This is a genomic window from Apilactobacillus apisilvae (genome assembly GCF_023380225.1).
GTDB lineage: Bacteria > Bacillota > Bacilli > Lactobacillales > Lactobacillaceae > Apilactobacillus > Apilactobacillus apisilvae.
Map to the genome: position 1 here is coordinate 1 of NZ_CP093362.1, position 20,324 is coordinate 20,324.

At 31.2% G+C, this 20,324-nt stretch carries 22 protein-coding genes and 1 other annotated feature; of the genes, 19 read left to right on the forward strand and 3 right to left on the reverse strand.

Going from position 1 to position 20,324, the window contains the following annotated elements:
• Nucleotides 1–98 precede the first annotated feature (98 nt).
• Nucleotides 99–1,187, reverse strand: a complete 1,089-nt coding sequence (locus tag MOO46_RS00005; protein WP_396121425.1) for an LCP family glycopolymer transferase — start codon at nucleotides 1,185–1,187, stop codon at nucleotides 99–101.
• A gap of 216 nt (nucleotides 1,188–1,403) precedes the next feature.
• Here MOO46_RS00005 and MOO46_RS00010 point away from each other — a divergent pair, with 216 nt between their 5' ends.
• Nucleotides 1,404–2,351, forward strand: coding sequence for a DMT family transporter (locus MOO46_RS00010; RefSeq protein WP_249511008.1), 948 nt, complete (start codon nucleotides 1,404–1,406; stop codon nucleotides 2,349–2,351).
• Between the two features lie 21 nt (nucleotides 2,352–2,372).
• The gene (locus MOO46_RS00015) at nucleotides 2,373–3,041 is read left to right on the forward strand and encodes a 2,3-bisphosphoglycerate-dependent phosphoglycerate mutase (RefSeq protein ID WP_249511009.1); all 669 of its coding nucleotides are present in this window, start codon (nucleotides 2,373–2,375) and stop codon (nucleotides 3,039–3,041) included.
• 48 nt (nucleotides 3,042–3,089) lie between these two features.
• Here MOO46_RS00015 and MOO46_RS00020 read toward each other — a convergent pair whose 3' ends face one another.
• The gene (locus MOO46_RS00020; protein WP_249511010.1) at nucleotides 3,090–4,427 is read right to left on the reverse strand and encodes a C1 family peptidase; all 1,338 of its coding nucleotides are present in this window, start codon (nucleotides 4,425–4,427) and stop codon (nucleotides 3,090–3,092) included.
• Nucleotides 4,428–4,540: 113 nt separating this feature from the next.
• On the reverse strand, nucleotides 4,541–5,224 hold the full coding sequence (gene rpiA, locus MOO46_RS00025) for a ribose-5-phosphate isomerase RpiA (RefSeq protein ID WP_249511011.1): 684 nt from the start codon (nucleotides 5,222–5,224) through the stop codon (nucleotides 4,541–4,543).
• Between the two features lie 236 nt (nucleotides 5,225–5,460).
• Between rpiA and MOO46_RS00030 the strand changes: the two genes are divergently transcribed.
• The 17 genes from MOO46_RS00030 (at nucleotide 5,461) to mprF (ending at nucleotide 20,317) form a co-directional block, all read left to right on the forward strand.
• Nucleotides 5,461–5,997: a dCTP deaminase/dUTPase family protein gene (locus MOO46_RS00030; protein ID WP_249511012.1), complete on the forward strand. Its 537-nt coding sequence runs from the start codon at nucleotides 5,461–5,463 to the stop codon at nucleotides 5,995–5,997.
• A gap of 24 nt (nucleotides 5,998–6,021) precedes the next feature.
• On the forward strand, nucleotides 6,022–7,398 hold the full coding sequence (radA, locus tag MOO46_RS00035; RefSeq protein WP_249511013.1) for a DNA repair protein RadA: 1,377 nt from the start codon (nucleotides 6,022–6,024) through the stop codon (nucleotides 7,396–7,398).
• Between the two features lie 24 nt (nucleotides 7,399–7,422).
• The gene (locus tag MOO46_RS00040) at nucleotides 7,423–8,502 is read left to right on the forward strand and encodes a PIN/TRAM domain-containing protein (RefSeq protein ID WP_396121426.1); all 1,080 of its coding nucleotides are present in this window, start codon (nucleotides 7,423–7,425) and stop codon (nucleotides 8,500–8,502) included.
• Nucleotides 8,503–8,595: 93 nt separating this feature from the next.
• Entirely contained in the window at nucleotides 8,596–10,086 is a 1,491-nt protein-coding gene (gltX, locus tag MOO46_RS00045) for a glutamate--tRNA ligase (protein ID WP_249511015.1), read from the forward strand.
• Nucleotides 10,087–10,231: 145 nt separating this feature from the next.
• Nucleotides 10,232–11,641: a cysteine--tRNA ligase gene (gene cysS, locus MOO46_RS00050; protein ID WP_249511016.1), complete on the forward strand. Its 1,410-nt coding sequence runs from the start codon at nucleotides 10,232–10,234 to the stop codon at nucleotides 11,639–11,641.
• A gap of 3 nt (nucleotides 11,642–11,644) precedes the next feature.
• On the forward strand, nucleotides 11,645–12,064 hold the full coding sequence (locus tag MOO46_RS00055; RefSeq protein ID WP_249511017.1) for a Mini-ribonuclease 3: 420 nt from the start codon (nucleotides 11,645–11,647) through the stop codon (nucleotides 12,062–12,064).
• Nucleotides 12,054–12,818, forward strand: a complete 765-nt coding sequence (rlmB, locus tag MOO46_RS00060) for a 23S rRNA (guanosine(2251)-2'-O)-methyltransferase RlmB (RefSeq protein WP_249511018.1) — start codon at nucleotides 12,054–12,056, stop codon at nucleotides 12,816–12,818. Before MOO46_RS00055 ends, rlmB begins: the two co-directional genes overlap by 11 nt.
• A 15-nt stretch (nucleotides 12,819–12,833) precedes the next feature.
• Nucleotides 12,834–13,355 carry an NYN domain-containing protein gene (locus tag MOO46_RS00065; RefSeq protein WP_249511019.1) on the forward strand — a complete coding sequence of 174 codons (522 nt, stop codon included), beginning with the start codon at nucleotides 12,834–12,836 and terminating at the stop codon, nucleotides 13,353–13,355.
• A gap of 116 nt (nucleotides 13,356–13,471) precedes the next feature.
• Nucleotides 13,472–14,110 (forward strand): hypothetical protein, encoded by a 639-nt coding sequence (locus tag MOO46_RS00070; RefSeq protein WP_249511020.1) that lies wholly within the window; start codon nucleotides 13,472–13,474, stop codon nucleotides 14,108–14,110.
• A 33-nt stretch (nucleotides 14,111–14,143) separates the two neighbouring features.
• On the forward strand, nucleotides 14,144–14,293 hold the full coding sequence (gene rpmG, locus MOO46_RS00075; protein WP_249511021.1) for a 50S ribosomal protein L33: 150 nt from the start codon (nucleotides 14,144–14,146) through the stop codon (nucleotides 14,291–14,293).
• 18 nt (nucleotides 14,294–14,311) lie between these two features.
• A complete protein-coding gene (gene secE, locus MOO46_RS00080; RefSeq protein WP_249511022.1) occupies nucleotides 14,312–14,485 on the forward strand; it encodes a preprotein translocase subunit SecE in 174 nt (57 codons plus the stop codon).
• A gap of 103 nt (nucleotides 14,486–14,588) precedes the next feature.
• Nucleotides 14,589–15,134 carry a transcription termination/antitermination protein NusG gene (nusG, locus tag MOO46_RS00085; RefSeq protein WP_249511023.1) on the forward strand — a complete coding sequence of 182 codons (546 nt, stop codon included), beginning with the start codon at nucleotides 14,589–14,591 and terminating at the stop codon, nucleotides 15,132–15,134.
• A 123-nt stretch (nucleotides 15,135–15,257) separates the two neighbouring features.
• Complete coding sequence (gene rplK / locus MOO46_RS00090; protein WP_249511024.1) at nucleotides 15,258–15,683, forward strand: 50S ribosomal protein L11; 426 nt, start codon at nucleotides 15,258–15,260, stop codon at nucleotides 15,681–15,683.
• A 99-nt stretch (nucleotides 15,684–15,782) separates the two neighbouring features.
• Nucleotides 15,783–16,478, forward strand: coding sequence for a 50S ribosomal protein L1 (rplA, locus tag MOO46_RS00095; RefSeq protein ID WP_249511025.1), 696 nt, complete (start codon nucleotides 15,783–15,785; stop codon nucleotides 16,476–16,478).
• 73 nt (nucleotides 16,479–16,551) lie between these two features.
• Nucleotides 16,552–16,666 (forward strand) — a sequence feature (ribosomal protein L10 leader region).
• A 24-nt stretch (nucleotides 16,667–16,690) separates the two neighbouring features.
• Entirely contained in the window at nucleotides 16,691–17,197 is a 507-nt protein-coding gene (gene rplJ / locus MOO46_RS00100; RefSeq protein WP_249511026.1) for a 50S ribosomal protein L10, read from the forward strand.
• Nucleotides 17,198–17,241: 44 nt separating this feature from the next.
• Nucleotides 17,242–17,604 (forward strand): 50S ribosomal protein L7/L12, encoded by a 363-nt coding sequence (rplL, locus tag MOO46_RS00105; protein ID WP_249511027.1) that lies wholly within the window; start codon nucleotides 17,242–17,244, stop codon nucleotides 17,602–17,604.
• A 118-nt stretch (nucleotides 17,605–17,722) separates the two neighbouring features.
• Complete coding sequence (gene mprF, locus MOO46_RS00110; RefSeq protein ID WP_396121403.1) at nucleotides 17,723–20,317, forward strand: bifunctional lysylphosphatidylglycerol flippase/synthetase MprF; 2,595 nt, start codon at nucleotides 17,723–17,725, stop codon at nucleotides 20,315–20,317.
• Nucleotides 20,318–20,324 lie beyond the last annotated feature (7 nt).

Genomic DNA, 20,324 nt, shown 5'->3' on the forward strand with positions numbered 1-20,324 from the left:
CTTGTCGGGAATTATCCCGGTGGAAGTTCGAGTCTTCTTGGCCGCATAATAACAAAAAAGCTGACTATGATTATCAAAATCATAGTCAGCTTTTTTGTTTAATAAGTTGTTGCTTGTCCAGTTGTATTTGAACTAGTTCCATTAGTTGAACTATTATCACTAGTAGTATCTTGCGTATTATTTAAAGTGCTTAGAGTGTTTAGTCCTAAGTCTTTTCTAATATTATTAGATACAGTTAGCAGTTCTTGTTGTGTTGGAACTTCGTAATCAATTCCATTAATCATGGTAGTTTCACCTTGCAAGGTTTCTGAATGTACATGATGAGTTGCATCTCCATAATGCTCACGCAAAGCAACCATATCATCAAATTTCATATCAGTTTTTAACTTACCGTCAATTGAATTTAAAATTTCTTTGTATCTTGGTAACGAAGAAATATTCATACCTTTTAGTACTAATTTTTGTAGAACTTGTCTTTGTCTAACTTGACGGCCATAATCACCAGCTGGATCTTGATGACGCATTCTTGAATAATCAAGCGCAGCAGCACCATTTAAAGTTATTTCTTTATCTTTGACAACATTAGCATTTCCATAGTGGAATGTTAATGGTGGCTTAACAGTTACACCACCAACAGCATCAACCATTTTTTCTAGTCCACCCATGTTAACGATTGCGAAGAAATCAATTGGTACGTTAAGTAGATTTTGAACAGTTTGAGACGCACTGTCTGCACCACCAATTGAATAAGCAGCATTAATTTTTTCAAAAGGTTGTGAATCACCAGGAACGGTAACTTTAGTATCACGAGGGATACTGGTTAAATGAATTGTTTCTTTTTTAGGGTTAACAGTTGCTAAAATCATAGTATCGGTTCGACCTGTATCGTTACGACCTAAAGCACCGGTATCGGTACCAAGTAATAAGATTGATATAGGTTTGTTTTGTGCAATAACGTTAGCAACATTTCTTTCCTTCTTTTTTAAACCAGGTTCATAAGCTTTATTAGCTGCTGATTGCATATTGGTATAAACATTATAAGCGCCAATTAAACCAGCAATTAATAAAACCAAGAAGATAAAGAAAGTAATCCAAGCACCGCGATGTTTCTTTTTCTTAAAATGAGGTTGGTTGCTTCTAGATCTAGAGTATGCTTTATCTTTATTATTATTTTGCATAGAACTAATTCTGACTCCTTTATTTAAAATCAAGATTTTAATGTACTAATATTTTACATTATAAACGCATTTAGATAAAAAATAATCAATTTTGCTAATATTTTTTATCTTTTTTATGCTACTTGAAGATTGTGATATAATTTTATCGTTAAATTGATAAGCTTTATTAAGTATGTAGTTTATCAATTTTTACATATTTTGTAAATTTAAGGAGCGAGATATAGTTTGAAAAAGACTTTTTTGTACGTCTTAATATCTACCTTTATGTTTAGTTCAATGGAAATTGCATTAAAGAGTGTGGGTGGGGCGTTTAGTCCTATTCAATTAAATTTAATTCGATTTTTTATCGGTGGATTAGTTTTACTTCCAATTGTATTAAAAGAAAATAAAAATATTACTTCTAATCGATGGAAAAGTTTAGGTGTTTTTTCTTTAACTGGTTTTCTGTGTGTTGTAGTAAGTATGACTTTATATCAATTGGCAATTGTTTATGATCAAGCGGCTACTGTTGCAGTATTATTTAGTTGTAATCCAGTTTTTGCAATTTTATTTGCATTTATTATTTTAAGGGAAAAGATTAGTCGTTTAGGAATGATATCTTTAATGATTTCCATTATTGGTCTGTTAATCATTGTTAATCCTGCTAATCTAACAAATCCATTAGGATTAATTTTAGCACTAGGATCAGCATTGACTTTTGGATTATACAGTATTGTTTCTCGTTTTGGATCGATGGTTAGTGGTTATAAAGGATTATCTTTAACTTGTTATACTTTTTTAATGGGCTCGTTAGAATTATTTGTTTTAATTATGCTAACGCATGTTCCACTTATTGCTAAATTCATGAATTCAGTTTCGTGGTTGAAGTCATTTGCTAATACACCAGTACTACAAAACGTTAATTTTAATTATTTTTGGATTTTATTATTTATTTGTGTATTTGTAACTGGTGGTGGATTTGCCTTTTACTTTTTGGCGATGGATCGTGCTGGTGTTTCAATTGCTTCACTAGTATTTTTTATTAAACCGGGATTAGCACCAATTTTAGCTATGTTATTAATTAATGAAAAAATTAGTTTAAATACCTGGATTGGAATTGTTGTAATTTTGGTTGGTTCTGTAATAACATTTACTGGTAGTCGGTTAGAACAGAAAAATTCTGACTTAAAATAATAGGTGAAAAGAGATGATAATATGGCATATCTAGTATTAATGCGCCATGGTGAAAGTCAAGCTAACCGTGATAATATTTTTACAGGTTGGAATGATGTACCACTAACTAATAAAGGTATTGAACAAGCGCATAAAGCTGGTAAATTTATTAAAAATCTGGACATTAATTTTACCGATGTTCATACATCAGTTTTAATGCGAGCAATTGATACTGCTCATATTGTCCTAAAAGAAATTAACCAAGAATATATTAACGAGCATAAAACATGGCACTTAAATGAACGTCACTATGGTGCACTTAGAGGCCAAAAAAAGATAAACATTAAGAAAAAATATGGTGAAAAGCAATTTAAATTATGGCGTCGAAGTTTTGATTCAATTCCTCCATTACTAGATTATCCAGATGATGATTTAAGATATTCAAGAATAGGGATTAAAGAACCACGTGGAGAAAGTTTAAAAATGGCTTATATAAGAATTTTAAACTACTGGATAGATCAAATTGCACCTAAACTTTTAGATGGGCATAATCAATTACTAGTTGCGCATGGTTCTACTTTAAGGGCATTAGTTAAATATTTAGATAATATATCTGATCAAGATATTGATAAAGTAGAAATACCTAATGGTGAACCAATTATTTATAAACTTGATGATAATTTAAATGTAATTAGTAAAATTATTAAATAGACAATATAAAAAGCACTCTCAAAAATTGAGAGTGCTTTTTCTTGATCATTATTTTTCGTTGAATGCTAAAGTTCCCATTGGATCCCATGGATCTAATACAACTGGGTCTTGAGATTGAGCATCTTTTAATTCATCTGATAAGTATTTTTTGTTAATAACGACTTGATAAGCAAATCTTCTAAACCATGATTCACTCATTACAAAGTAACCTTTAGTACCAACTTTGTTACCCCAAGAGTTTTCAACCTTCCATTTAGTAGGTTGTCCATCAACAATATCAACACCAGTTAGTACCATGGCATGATCCATAGCACTTTCTTTGTAATCTAATTGTTCAGCTTTTGAAAGTGATAAGTCAGTATCTAGTAATTCATCCTTTGAGTATAGTCCGTCATCCATAATCCCCATCTTACGATCAGAACTTTGAACAACATCACTACCAAACCAAACACTTTCACCATTTTCTAATTGCTTAATTGCTAATTTTTCAAAGTTTTCCATATCCAAGTTTAAATGCTTAACTTGACGACCACCAACAACGTTACCTAACATATCAACAGTGTATGTTTTATTGTAAGGTTTATCATCTGTTGGTGAATTAATAATTGAAACATAGTCTTCTAAGTTTAAGTTTACATATTTGTCAAAGAACTTGTTTGGAGTTAAGTCTTTGTCGATGTGATAGTTTTTATCATGGTCACGATATTCAAAATTAAAATTAGTAGTAGGTTCACCCAATGTGTATGCCAAAATACGGTAAATATCATTTAACATGTCTTCTTTAGCACTTTCAACATCAGAGCCATCTTTAACTAATTTACGTAATTCAACAGCATCTTTTCTTAATTTTAGATTTAATACTGAGTTTAAGTCGGTAGTATCATTACTGTTATATGTTTCAGGCATAGCTGATTGAGGCACTACTCCATATTTTTGGATAACGGCACATAACATATCCCATTGACCACCATCTTGTTGAGGAGTTTCTAGTAACCATGAAACTCTTCTTGAAGTTAATGGTTGGTCAGCAGTTTTAATAATGTTTTCCAAGAACCAATTTGATTTTTCAAATTTATCCCAAAAAGTAGTGTAAATTTGTGATAATTCAAAATCACCATTTAGATTAAAGTTTTTAGCTAAATTATGTCTCATAGTATTTAATGCGGCAAAGATCCAGCAACGACCACTATGCTTTTGATTAGCAACTTCACCAGTATCTAATTCTAATGAAAAGACAGGTTCCATGTTACTTACAGAGCTATAGTTTGATGAAGTTTTATTGACACCTTCATGACTAACTGCACGTTCCAATATTTTTGCTTCTTTACGATTATTTAAATCATTTTGAAATTTTTGAACATTTTCTAAACTAATACTTTTTCCCATGATAATTCCTCCTCGTTTAATTTAACATTATAGTACTTTTTTCAACTTTTATAAACGTAATTAAATAAAAAGGAATGATTATTATTTAATAACCATTCCTTTTTATTTAAATGTTATCTTGCGTGATAAGTTTTAGAACCATTTTCATCACCAACAATAACCATATTAACCATGTCCAAAAACAATCCATGTTCAACAATTCCGGTTAAATTATTAAGAATTTGCTCCAATTCATGAGGATGTTCAATATAATGCATTTTTAAATCAATAATGTAATTATCAGCGTGGGTAAGCACATGACCACCTTTAGCATTTTTTCTAAATTGGGGATGATATCCCATTTTGTCTAATCTTTTAAATAAGTGAGTGCTGCCATATGGTGTAACTTCAAGAGGTAATGGGAATGATCCTAAATTTTTAGCCATCTTAGTTTCATCAACAACCCAAATGTTTTTTTTAGAATTAATTGCAACGATTTTTTCTCTTAGGTGAGCAACCCCACCACCCTTAATACCTTGAAAATTTTCATCAATTTGATCTGCACCATCAATAGTTAAATCAATGTGATCAACGTCATCGATACTTTTTACATCAATTCCTAAATCACGAGCCCTTTTAGCAGAACGATTAGAGGTTGGGACCCCAATAATTCTAAGGCCTTCTTTGGCAACTCGTTTACCCAAAGCATCCAATAGGTATTTAACGGTTGAACCAGTTCCTAAACCAACTGTCATGCCATCTTCAATGTATTTAACTGCCTCTTGTCCCGCTACTTTTTTCATTAGTTCTTTATCCATAATCTTTTGCCCCTCTAAAATATTCGGTAAATGATTCAATGCTATGAAATAATATAATTATTTTATTTAGATGTCGATTTAAGTTTAATTTAATATTTTTTTGTTAAACTACGAACTAAATATAATTTTCTATTCTAAAGTTATGTTTGTCAAATAAAATATTATGTTTATTATACTTAATATTTGCTATAAAATATGTAGTGTAATTATAATATAAATATATAGGATGTGTATGTATGAAACGTGGATTCCAAATTGTATCAAAATATAAAAATGAAAATATTAATCTGCCATATCGTGCAACTAAACAGGCTGCTGGATATGATATTGAAAGTGCATGTGATTTTAAATTGCCTTCAATTTGGAAATTAGGCTTTTTGAAAGTTTTATGGGCAATTAAACATGAAAAATCAGTTTCTGATAAGAATGTTCAAAAAGCTAAGGATATATTAAAACCGTATTTAGTTCCTACAGGGATTAAGGTTCATATGCAACCTAATGAAGTGCTAATTATTGCCAATCGTTCAAGTGGACCTTTGAAAAGAGGAATGATTTTACCAAATGGAATTGGTGTAATTGATTCAGACTACTATAACAATAATAATAATGAGGGCGAAATATTTGTTCAATTAATGAATTTTGGTATAACTGACCGTGAAATTAAAAAAGGTGAAAGAATTGGACAAGGTATTTTTATGCCATTTTTAACAGTTGATAATGAAGAAAATAATGGTAAGACTAGAACTGGTGGATTTGGTTCTTCTGGTAAATAATTTAAAAGACAAGGAATAATTATATTGGCTAAAGTAAAAATTCAGTTTGTTTGTAAAGAATGTGGTTATATATCGCCTAAATATTTAGGCCATTGTCCTAATTGTGGTCATTGGAACACTTTTGAAGAACAAACTGCTCAAAAAGAAAATGTTAGTTTAAAATCTAATCGTCGAATGGATTTTAATGGTAAGCAAGCAAAACCAGAATTAATTAGTAAAGTTGCTTACGAAAAAGATCATCGTTTTAAAACCGATTCAGACGAATTTAATCGTGTTTTAGGTGGTGGAGTGGTTCCAGGATCATTAATATTAATTGGTGGTGATCCTGGAATTGGAAAATCTACTTTACTTTTACAAATTTCTGGGCAACTAGGTAAAAAAGAACAGACAATTTTATATGTATCTGGAGAAGAAAGTGCCAGTCAAATTAAGATTAGAGCAGAAAGATTAGGCGTTGATGGTTCCAACTTATATCTTTACCCAGAAACTGATATGGGTGCAATTAGAAATGCGATTGATGAATTAAAGCCAGATGCGGTAGTTGTTGATTCAGTGCAAACCATCTCTGAACCAGAAGTTGATTCTAGTATAGGTTCAGTTTCACAAGTTCGTGCAATTACAGCTAATTTAATGTCAATTGCTAAAACTAATGGAATTACGATTTTTGTTGTTGGACATGTAACCAAGGGTGGTGCAATTGCTGGACCTAAGACTCTTGAACACATGGTTGACACTGTTTTATATTTTGAAGGTGATATGCACCATTCATATCGAATTCTTAGAGCAGTGAAAAATCGTTTTGGATCTACCGATGAATTGGGAATTTTTGATATGCAAGAATCTGGATTGCAGGAAGTTGCTAATCCATCAGAAGTGTTTTTAGAAGAACGCTTAAAGGATGCTACCGGATCAGCAATTGTAGTTTCTATCGAAGGAACTAGGCCTATTTTAGTAGAAATTCAAGCGCTTATTACACCATCAGTATTTGGAAATGCACAAAGAACTTCAACTGGAATTGATCGTAATCGAGTCGCAGTTTTAATGGCTGTGTTAGAGAAAAGATCTGGTCTGATGTTGCAAAATCAGGATGCATTTTTAAAGGCTGCTGGTGGAGTTAAATTAAATGAACCAGCAATTGATTTAGCCGTTGCAATCGGGATTGCTTCTAGTTACCGTAACATTGGCACTAATCCAAGTGAGTGTTATATCGGTGAAATTGGTTTAACTGGTGAAATCAGAAGAGTTACTCGAATTGAGCAACGAGTAACTGAGGCTAAAAAATTAGGGTTTAAACGTGTCTTGGTACCTAAACATAATTTAAAAGGTTGGACGGTTCCAAATGGAATTGAAGTTATTGGTGTTTCAACACTAACTGAAGCTATAAAAATAGCACTTAGATAATAAAAGGGAGTGAAATTTTTGAAAATTTTTGATAGATACACAGTCATACAATTAATATTTATTATTATTGGCTGTGCTTTGGGAATTATTTACTTACCATTGTTATGGGAAGTAATGTCTATTAGTTCCTTGGAACTTTTAAACAATGGATTTACTAATTCTATTTTAGGAGCAATTATCTTTTTCTTATTATCTTTGATATTTGGTAAAAGAATTGTTAATCGATTAACTAAAATGGAACAATATCTATCTAGTAAAAATCCATTTTATATTTTAATGGGAACTATTGGGATGATTATTGGTTTGGTTTTAGCTATTTTAATTTCGATTGTATTATTCAGAACCCAATATTTCATTACTAATACACTAATCCCGGCATTATTGATGATTGTTTTTGGTTATTTAGGATTTGTTTTAGGAACAACGAGATTAAATGATTGGAATAAACTATTTCATTTTAGTATTAAAAAGGCTACTAATACATTTACTAGTAATAAAACTGACAATAAGAGTTATAAAATATTAGATACTAATATTTTAATTGATGGTCGAATTTATGAAGTTATCAAAACTGGGTTCTTAGAAGGAACTCTATTAGTACCTAAGTTTGTATTATATGAGCTTCAATATATTGCGGACTCTAGTGATAGTGCTAAAAGAGTGCGTGGCCGCCGTGGACTAGATATTTTAAATAAACTACAAACTGAAAATATCATGCCAATTGAAATGACTTCTAAAGACTATGAAGATATTCCAGAAGTTGATAGTAAGTTAATTCAACTTGCTAAAAGTGTTGACGGTGAAATTGTAACTAACGATTATAACCTAAACAAAGTAATTAAATTTCAAAAAGTTAAGGTTTTAAATATTAATGAATTGGCTAATTCATTAAAGCCTAGTTATATTCCGGGAGAGCATTTAGATGTTATGATTCTGAAAAAGGGAACTGAAAGAAATCAAGGTGTCGCTTATTTGGATGATGGAACAATGGTAGTTGTTGAAGAAGGTAAAAATTCTCTCAATAAACGTTTAACAGTTGAAGTAACCAGTGCCATTCAAACTGATGCAGGAAAAATGATTTTTGCTAAGATTGTTAATAACTAAAGCTTTTATAAGAATTTAACGAGTACTTTATTTTTGCTAACAATAATTGTAAAATTAAATTGATGTAATCTTACAAAAAGAGGAGAAATATCATTGGCTAATAAAAAAATTCGTGTTAGATATGCACCAAGTCCTACTGGACATTTACACATTGGTAATGCTAGAACAGCAATTTTTAACTACCTTTTTGCTAGACATAATAAGGGTAAATTTATTATTCGTATCGAAGATACCGATACTAAACGTAACGTGGCTGATGGTGAAAAAAGTCAGTTAGATAACTTAAAATGGTTAGGATTAGATTGGGATGAAGGTCCAGACAAGCCTGGTGATTTTGGACCATATCGTCAATCAGAACGTCGTTCGATTTATGATCCATTAATCCAACAATTATTAGATGAAGATAAAGCATATTATTCATATAGAACTGAAGAACAATTAACTGCTGATCGTGAAGAACAACGAGCACGTGGTGTTATGCCTCACTATGAATATGAATATGAAGGCATGACTAATGAAGAAATTGAAAAATCAATGGCTGATTCCGAAGCGAAAGGCTTAAAACCAGTTATTCGTTTTAGAGTTCCTAAAAATCGTACTTATGATTGGGAAGATATGGTTAAAGGCCATGTTGAATTTAAATCAGATACTATTGGTGGAGATTTCGTTATTGTAAAACGTGATGGAATGCCTACTTATAATTTGGCGGTTATTATTGATGACCACATGATGAAAATTTCACATGTGTTTAGAGGTGATGATCACGTTGCCAATACTCCTAAGCAATTAATGATGTATGAGGCATTTGGTTGGGATGCACCTAAATTTGGTCATATGAGTTTAATTACTAGTGCAGGTACTGGTAAAAAACTAAGTAAACGTGATGAATCAATTATTCAATTTATTGAACAATATCGTGATTTAGGATATCTTCCTGATGCAATGTTTAATTTCATTACACTATTAGGTTGGTCTCCAAAGGGTGAAGATGAAATCTTTAATAAACAACAATTTATTAAGATGTATGATGAAACTCGTCTAAGTAAATCACCAGCTAACTTTGATAACAAGAAGCTTGAATGGATTAATAACCAATATGTTAAGTCAACTGATGAAGATATTGTAATGGATCTTGCTTTACGTCAATTGATTGCCAAGGGCAATATTGAAAAGAATCCAGATTCTAAGACAGTTGAATGGGCTCGAAAATTGATTGTTACTTACAAACAACAAATGAGTTATATGGGTCAAATTAATTCAATGGCTGAAGTATTCTTTAATGAACCTGAAAAAATTTCTGGGGATGCTTTAGAAGAAATTAGTAATGAAACAGCTCCAGTAGTCTTGAAGGAATTTTATTCAAGAATTAAAAATGTTGAAATTTTTGATAAAATGGAAATTTTAAAGACTATTAAGTCAATTCAAAAAGATACTAAAATTAAGGGACGTCAATTATGGATGCCAATAAGAATTGCGGTTACTCATGAAATGCACGGACCTGAATTACCAGAGTCAATTGAATTAATTGGTCGAGAAAAGACCTTAAAACATATTGATGAAACTTTAAATCAAATTAATCAATAATAATATTTTATTGAATATTAAATTGGTCTTGTTAGATTCTTTATCTAACAAGACTTTTTTAGTTTAGTAAATGAAACTGAAAAATAAGCCGTAATTATGATAGAATAAACTAAAAGTATATAAATAATGAATAGGGGTGCCAAAATTGTTAAGGATCTATAATACACTAACGCAACAAAAAGAAAGATTTGAACCAATTAAACCAAGAGTGGTTAACATGTACGTGTGTGGTCCGACAGTTTATAACTATATTCATATTGGTAATGCTAGAAGTGTTGTTACATTTGATACAATTCGCAGATATTTTGAATATTGTGGATATCATGTGAACTATATTTCTAATTTTACTGATGTCGATGATAAGTTAATTAAGGCAGCTAATAGTCAAAATATGTCAGTAATGGATTTAGCCAATAAATACATTAAAGCTTATAAAGAAGATACTGCTGCTTTAAATGTAGAGCCTGCTACTAATAATCCTAGAGCTACTGACAACATTAATGGTATTATTGATTTTATTAATCAACTTATCGATAAAGGATATGCTTATGAAGCTGATGGTGATGTTTACTATCGAGCTCGTAAATTTGATGGTTATGGAAAATTAGCTCATCAAAGTATTGATGACCTAGAATCAGGTGCCAGCCAACATGTTAGTTCTGAAGAACTAGCAAAAAAAGAAGATCCAGTTGATTTTGCTTTATGGAAAAACGCAAAAGATAACGAAATTTCTTGGGAATCACCTTGGGGTAAGGGAAGACCTGGTTGGCATATTGAATGTTCAGTTATGGCTACTAAATACCTTGGTGATACAATTGATATTCATGGTGGCGGTGAAGATTTAGAATTTCCTCATCATGAAAATGAACGAGCACAAAGTGAAGCTAAAACGGGGAAAAAGTTTGTTAACTATTGGATGCACAATGGTTTTGTAACTGTTGGTGATGAAAATGAAAAGATGAGTAAATCACTTGGAAATTTTGTTACTGTACATGATATTATCAAAAAAGTGGATCCACAGGTAATTCGTTTCCTAATGTCCACGACACAGTACAGAAGACCAATTCAATACAATCAAGCCAATTTAGATGCTGCAGCTAACAACCTTAAAAAACTTAAGAATGCTTATAATAATCTTAATTATCGTTTGAAAGATGCAGATTCATTTAACGATCCTAAGGTTGATCAAGAAATTAGACAAATTCAAGCTGATTTTCAGGATGCCATGGATGATGATTTTAATGCTCAAAATGGGATAGATTGTGTTTATGAATTAGCTAAATTAGGTAATGTCTATGCTGAAAGACCATCAGTTTTTGAACAAACAGTTAAACTTATTTTAAAGAAACTTTCTAAAATGGCATCCATTTTTGGCGTTAATTTTGAAGTTCATGATGATATGAATGATGAAACTATAAAACAATTAATTGAAGAAAGAAATCAAGCAAGAGTTGATAAAAACTTTTCTAGAAGTGATGAGATTAGAGCTTCTTTAAAATCTAAAGGAATTGTATTAGAAGATACAGTTCAAGGAACTAGATTTAGAAGGGAATAATTAATGAAAGAACAAGTACCTAATTACAAACAATTAAATGGAATTGCTTTAGCCTATTTAGGTGATTCAGTTTATGAAGTTTATATCAGAAAGCATCTTTTAGCATTAGGCATTACTAAGCCTAATCGTTTACAAAAAATAGCCAGAAAGTATGTTTCTGCCAAAGCTCAAGCAGCATTGATAGATTTAATGAATGAAAATGATTTATTAGATAAAGAAGAAGAAGCTGTTTTTAAAAGAGGTCGTAACTGTAAAAGTTATACTCACGCTAAAAATACTAGTGTTTTAACCTATCGTTACTCGACTGGTTTTGAAGCGATGATAGGCTATTTATCTTTAAGCGGAAAAGAAGATCGTTTACAAGAGTTATCAAAATGGTGTATTGAACAGGTAGATGCAGGGAGACTTAGATATGAAAAATAATAGTGAAAACAATCAAAGTGAATTTATTATTGGCCGTCATCCAGTAGTATCTGCATTAAGAGGAAAACAGGAAATTAATAAAGTGTTTTTGCAAACTGGTATTCATAAAGATGAAAAAAGTGTTGAAGAAATTATTAAATTAGCAAAACAAAAGCATTTAGTTATTTCAATGGTTCCTAAGCAAAAATTGGATTTGCTATCTGATCATCAAAATCATCAAGGAGTCGTTTTATCAATTTCACCATATGATTATGCAACAATTGATGAACTCTTCGAAAATGCTGAAAATAAACAAGAAGCACCTTTTTTCTTGATCTTAGATAACATTGAAGATCCTCATAATTTAGGATCAATCATTAGAACTGCTGACGCATCAGGTGTTTCAGGAGTAATCATTCCTAAACATCGTGCAGTTGGTTTAACTTCTACAGTTGCGAAAACTTCAGCTGGTGCAATTGAGCGAGTACCCGTAGCTCGAGTAACTAACTTAGTTAACACTATTAAAGAATTAAAAGATCGTGGTGTTTGGGTTTTTGGTACTGATATTAAGGGGAATGATTACCGTCGCTGGGATGCAAAAGGTTCAGTGGCAGTTGTTATTGGTAATGAAGGTAAAGGGATTTCTCCTTTGTTAAAGAAAAATGTTGATGAAATGCTAACTATTCCAATGATAGGTAATTTACAAAGCTTAAATGCCAGTGTTGCAGCCGGATTATTAATGTATCAAGGCTACAATTCTAGGAACCCATTATAGGAAACTATTCTTTAAATGAAGAAACAATTACTCTTAATTGATGGCTATAACATCATTGGAAATTGGCCAAAATTAAATCAATTAAAGTTAGCAAATCGTTTGGCAGATGCAAGAGATGAACTTATATCAATTATTGCTGAATATAAAAAATATCGTGATTTAGATATTACAATTATTTTTGATGCAATGTATGTACCAGGACTTTCTAAAAAAGACACTAAGCATAATTTAAATATTGTTTGGACTAATAAGGATGAAACGGCTGACAGTTATATTGAAGCTTATGCTAGAAGAAAGCAATCTCGCTTTGTTCAAGTGGTAGTAGTGACAAGTGATCAGGCTGAACAATGGACAGTGTTTTCAGCAGGAGCATTGAGAACATCTGCTAGAGAATTGTTGCGAGATGTTGAAAGATCAAAACAAGAAATTAACAATCAAGTTAATAATTATACTAACAAAACACAGTTAAGACATAACCCTTGGTCTGGTGATCAGTTATCTCAATTGGAAAAGCTTAGGGATGATTTATCAAATTAATATTAAAATATTAATATTGATATTTTGGTATATATTTTATTTGAACGCTTGTTCGCTTGTTATAATATTTTAAATTAAGTAAATTTATTTCCATACTATTTTCGTAAGGAGAATTTATGGAGAATTATGTAATTGATTTAGATTTGATAAAAAAATTTAAAAATGGTGACGATAAGTCTTTTAATGATTTGTTTATAAAATATAAACCCATTGTTAATAAAATTTGGCGTCAATATTATTTTAACGATATTGAAATTGATGATTGGTATCAAGAATCAAGAATAGTTATGCTAAAAATAGTTGAAAGATTTAATATTAAAAAAGGAACCTCATTCGGCAATTTATATAAACAAAGCTTAAAAAATCATCTATTTGATATATTAAGAAAAAGTAAAGCAAAAAAAAGGTTACCACTTCAAAAGAAAGTTTCTTTTAATGCTAATGAAGACTACTATAATAACTATGCTGAAGATTATCAAAATATCAATCCAGAATTTGCTTTAAAGTTCGATATTGTTCAAAAAAAGCTTTACCATCGTTGTTCTAAGTTTGAAAGAGAAATATTGGTTAAGATATCGGGTTCTTATCTTGAAGAAGATGATTATAAACTTGTGAAATTTAAACAGATTAACAATTTAGATGATAATAAATATCGAAATTGTTGTTCTAGAATTAAGCATAAATTAAAAATAATTTTACAAGAGGAAAACATTTTACCAAACAGTGACGAAATTGACTACCAAATTTTAAAATGATATTATTTGTTTAGCTATTTAGGGGGCAAAGCCATGTCACAAAGAAAAGTAGCTTTATCATGTGATATATGTGGAAAAAGGAACTATATTACTAAGGTTCAAGACACACATAGTAAACGGTTAGAAATTAAAAAATACTGTAAAAATTGTAATAAATCTACAATTCATAAAGAAACGTTTTAAAGCGGGGGCAAAGAAGTAATGAAGTTAATTAATTTTTTTAAGAGTGTTGGAACAGAAATGAAATTAGTTGTTTGGCCTAATAGACATCAAACAAGAGTAGATACTTCTACGGTTGTTGGTATGTCAGTTGTTTTTGCTATTTTCTTTGCAATTATTGACTGGGCTATTCAATCAGGATTATCATTTATTTAATTATTTATTTAACTTAATTTCAATAAATGATATTATATATTTATGCGGAACTTCGTTTAGGCGAGGTTTTTTTATTTTGTAAATCAAAAGGAGTTTAAATTCAATGGAATCAGCACAAAAACAATGGTATGTAATTCATACTTATTCTGGATACGAAAATAAAGTAAAGACTAATTTAGATTCTCGTAAGGAATCAATGGGAATGGAAGACTATATTTTCCAAGTAGTTGTTCCTGAAACTGAAGAACACGAAGTAAAAGATGGTGTTGATAAAGTTAAAATGGATAAAACTTTCCCTGGATATGTTTTAGTTGAAATGGTTATGACAGATAAAGCTTGGTATATTGTTAGAAATACACCAGGTGTTACTGGATTTATTGGTTCACATGGTCAGGGTAGTAAACCAACACCATTGCTTCCTGATGAAGTAGAATATATTCTAAGTCAATTAGGTGTTACAAAAGAACATCAAGAATTAGATGCTGAAATTGGAGATACAATTACTATTGTGGATGGTGCATTCGCTGATCTTACAGGTAAAATAGTTGAAAAAGACTCTGAAAAAGGTAAGTTAAAAGTTGATATTGACATGTTTGGTAGAGCAACCACAGCAGAATTAGACTTTAATCAAGTAAAACCAATTAGATAAATAGGGTTGTTTAAATTATATAAACATGCTATATTATATTTTGTATGTTTATGCATACTTGTTGTGGGAGGAGAAATCTAATCTCCAATTTTTACCACACACGGACTTAAGGAGGTATGTCTCGTGGCTAAAAAAGTAGCTAACGTAGTTAAATTACAAATTCCTGCGGGTAAAGCAACACCTGCTCCTCCAGTTGGACCTGCATTGGGTCAAGCTGGAATCAATATTATGGGATTCACTAAGGAATTCAATGCACGTACTGCTGATCAAGCAGGCATGTTAATTCCAGTTGAAATCTCTGTATATGAAGATCGCTCATTTGATTTCATCACTAAGACACCACCTGCTTCAATTCTATTGAAGAAGGCTGCCGGTGTTGAACATGGTTCTGGTGAACCAAATACTAACAAAGTTGCTAGTGTAACTAGTGATCAAGTTAAGGAAATTGCCGAAACTAAGATGAAAGATCTAAACGCAGCTGATGTTGAAGCCGCAATGCGTATGATCGAAGGTACTGCTCGTAGTATGGGATTCACTGTTGAAGGTTAATCTTATATTCAACATGTAAGTACCATAACATTTGACTAATTCAGATGTTATGTGGGAGGTTTATCCGTTACAACCACAATTGCAAGGAGGAAAACACAGATGGCTCAAAATAAAAGAGGTAAAAAGTATCAAGATGCTTTAAAACAAGTAGATAATAACAAATCTTACTCTGTTGAAGAAGCTGTTGAACTTGTTAAAAAAATTGATTTTGCTAAATTTGACGCAACTGTTGAAGTTGTATTTAATTTAGATGTTGATACAAAACAAGCAGATCAACAATTACGTGGTGCTGTTGTCTTACCAAACGGTACAGGTAAAGACCAAAAAGTTGTTGTATTTGCTAAGGGTGATAAGGCTAAAGAAGCTGAAGAAGCTGGCGCAGATGTTGTTGGTGAAGCTGACTTAGCTGAAAAAATCCAAAATGGTTGGTTAGACTTTGATGTTGCTATTGCAACACCAGATATGATGGCTCAAGTTGGTCGTTTAGGCCGTGTACTTGGACCAAAAGGTCTAATGCCAAATCCTAAGACTGGTACTGTTACTATGGACGTTAAGAAAGCCGTTTCTGATTCTAAATCAGGTAAGGTTACTTACCGTACTGACCGTGACGGTAATGTTGCAGTTATCATTGGTAAATCATCATTTGATGCTGACAAATTAGTTGGAAACTTCAAAACAATTGAAGACTTAATTGTTAAGAATCGTCCAGCTTCTGTTAAGGGATCATATATTACTAACTTATCAATTTCAACTACATTTGGCCCTGGTGTCAAAGTTGATATTGACTCATTCTAAATTTGAGTAATTAGTTTGGAATTTTAAAATCTCTATTGACCATATTATAATTATGTGGTAAATTAATATTGCTAATTAAATATGAATTCTACCTAAGACTCGGGTGGTGTTGTTACCTTAATATCCTGACGAGGACTCTAAAAGGTTTCTCTATGTCTAGGTAGGCATGGGGATTTTTTATTAAATCCCAAAAAAGTTTGGGAGGTGAAATAATGCCAAAGAAACAAGTTATTGATGCTAAAGCTAAACGAGTAGAAGCTGTTACTGAAAAGTTTAACAATGCTACTTCTGCTATCATTATTAACTATCGTGGTTTAAACGTTGCTGAAGTTACTGATTTACGTAAACAATTACGTGATGCAAACGTTGCTTTCAATGTTATTAAAAATAATATCGCTGTTCGTGCTTCTAAAGAAGCCGGATACGAAGAATTAGGTGATTTATTCAAGGGACCTACAGCCGTAGCTTTCTCTGATGAAGATCCTATTGCACCAGCTAAAATTCTAAAGAATTTTGCTGATAACACTGATGCTGTTGAACTTAAGGGTGGTATCCTTGAAAATAAGGTTGCTAGTCTTGATGAAATTGAAGCATTTGCTTCATTACCAAGTCGAGAAGAATCTATTTCAACTCTTGCAAACATCTTGCAAGCACCTGTTCGTAAATTTGCTATTGCTGTTAAAGCAGTTGCTGAAAAAGACGATGGTGACGCAGCTTAGTTTTAAAAAATTAATTATAAATATCCAAATTGGAGGAAAATAAAATGGCTTTTGATAAAGACAATATTATTGAACAAATTAAAGAAGCTTCAATCACTGACCTAAACGACTTAGTTAAGGCAATTGAAGAAGAATTCGATGTTACAGCTGCTGCTGCTGCACCAGCTGCAGGTGCTGCTGATGGTGGCGCTGCTAAAGATTCATTTGACGTTGAACTAACTGAACCAGGTAACCAAAAGGTTAAGGCTATCAAGGTAGTTCGTGAAATTACTGGTAAGGGTCTAAAAGACTCAAAAGACCTAGTTGATGGTGCTCCTTCAGTAATTAAAGAAGGCGCTAAAGAAGACGAAGCTAATGATATCAAGGCAAAACTTGAAGAAGTTGGCGCAAGCGTTACTCTTAAGTAATAACGTTTATATGAGAGACGTACAACAATATGTTGTACGTCTTTTTTATTTATAACTTGTTAAGTTAATTATAAATTGAGATAATAATATTAATAATATTATTATGGGGGAAGTATTTTTGAAAACTTTATTTCGAAAATGTGCTAATTGGATTAATGAGCACATGACAATAGTTAAAATACTATTTGTTATATTTGTTTTATTCGTTGTCATTGATGTTGGTATTCATGAAACAGCTGAAATCAGTGGAGCTAAAATGGCAAAAAGCTTTTCAACACAAACCCCAATGTCATTATTCATAATGATGGTATTGGGATTTGTGTCAGTTTTACCAATGCTAATATATGATTTCACAATAGTTGGTTTTTTACCTGGTAAATTTAAAAAATCATATGTTGCTAAAACTGGTTGGATTACTAATACATTAACCAATATTGCCGGATTTGGTGGAGTTTTGGGAGCTAGCTTAAGAGCTAATTTTTATAGTAAAAATGCTACTAAAAAGCAAATTTTGTATGCTATATCTAAAATTGTTATTTTCCTTTTAGCTGGTCTATCATCTTATTGTTGGATTGCTTTAATAATGATGTTTTTATTTGGATTTGGTACCAATAGCTTTGACTGGTGGTGGTGGATAGTATTAATTTTAGGTGGATTATATTTTCCACTTTTACTATTAATTACCAGAAAAACTAATTTGGATTATTTTAAAGATTTAAATATAAAAGTTGAAATGAAATTAATTATTGGCTCGCTATTGGAGTGGTTAGGTTGTTCGGCATTCTTTATTATTATAGGTTTATTTATGCATCAACCAATCAATTTATTTGCAGTTTTTCCAGTGTTTATTGTTGCTAATGTTGTGGGAGTAGCTTCATTAATTCCCGGTGGTCTTGGTAGTTTTGATAGTACAATGATGGCCGGACTATTATTTTTAGGTGTTTCTCCTAGTAGTGCAGCTGTCTGGTTATTATTATATCGGGCGTTTTATTATATTTTTCCAGTTGCTTTAGGGATTGTCTTTTTTGTTATTGATTTGTTACAAAGATTAAATAACTTTTTAGATGATATTCCCAAAGTCATTTTTCAAAGATTAGCACATGTATTTATTACAATTTTTATGTATTTTTCTGGAATTATGATGTTATTAGTTGCAGTTATTCCTAATTTAGTTTTAGTCAATAAATTTTATTTATCTTTAGAACCATATACATTTTATTTCTTGGATCAATTAACAACAATTATTGTTTCTTTCTTATTAATTGGTTTTGCTAGAGGTTTTGGTTCAAAAGTTAAAAAAGCTTTTTGGCCAACAACTTTTTTACTTACTATCGCAATTGGTAATACTCTTTGGAAAGAAGATTTTCCTATCAATATGGTGATATTATCGTTGATATTGATTGTTGCATTATGGTTAAGCTATGGTGTGTTATATCGCGAAAAATTCACTTATTCTTGGGGACATGTTCTGATTGATTTCGTACTGTTTGGTATGACTTTCATAGTTTATGCTCTAATTGGCTTACTGACTAATTTTAAATTTACAAAGATGCCTTTTCATTTAGCTAATTCTTATCTTTTCCCATCACCCCAAGTTTGGTTTGCTGGATTTTTAGGATTGATATTAGCATGTTTAATCTTAATTTTGACCTATCGATATCTTTCATATACTAAAGCTAGTTGGATAGACCAATCATTCGATTCTGATCGAGTATCGAATGTTATCACTGCGTTTGGTGGTAATGAAGTAAGTCACTTAGCTTATGTTAGAGATAAAGATATTTATTTCTATCAAGAAAATGATAAAGATCAGTTATTCTTTATGTATAAACGCCGTGCTAATAAAATTATTATAATGGGTGAGCCAATCGGTAACATGAATAAGTTGGGTGCGGCAGTTGATCAATTTATCAATGATAGCGACAATTTAGGTTATTCATTAGTCTTTTATGAAATTGGTGAGGAACTTACAATGTTACTTCATGAAAAAGGTTTTAGTTTTACTAAAGCTGGTGAAGAGGGACATGTTGTATTAAGTGAATTTTCCATTTCAGGTAAAAAGCATCGTGGTGAACGAGCTTTAATGAATAAATTTGATCGTGAAGAATATAAATTTGAAATTATTCAGCCACCATTCTCAAATGAATTTATTAGTGAATTAAAATATGTTTCTGATCAATGGCTAAAAGGAAACCCAGAAAAGGGATTTTCATTGGGGTATTTTGATCGTTATTATTTAAGTCAAGCTCCTATTGCGGTTATGAAAGATAAAAATAACAAGATTGTTGCGTTTGCTAATATTATGCCGACTGGTGATCATGAAATGACATCTATTGATTTAATGAGATCAAGCAATAATGCACCATCTGGAATTATGGATGGACTTTTTATTAATTTATTTGATCACGTAAAAAAACAAGGATATAAATCGTTTAATTTGGGAATGGCTCCGTTATCTAATGTTGGTGAATCTAGATATAGTTTTATTGATGAAAAAATATCGAATTTAATTTATCAGTATGGAACTGCCTTTTATAGTTTCCAAGGATTACGTTCATACAAGGAAAAGTATGTTCAAGAATGGGCACCTAAATATGTTTCATATCGTCGGGGTAATTCATTAGTATTTACAATGTTACAATTATTGATGTTAGTTAATGAACACATTGATAAAAATAAACATCAAAGTATCATAAAAAAATATTTTAAATAAACAAAAA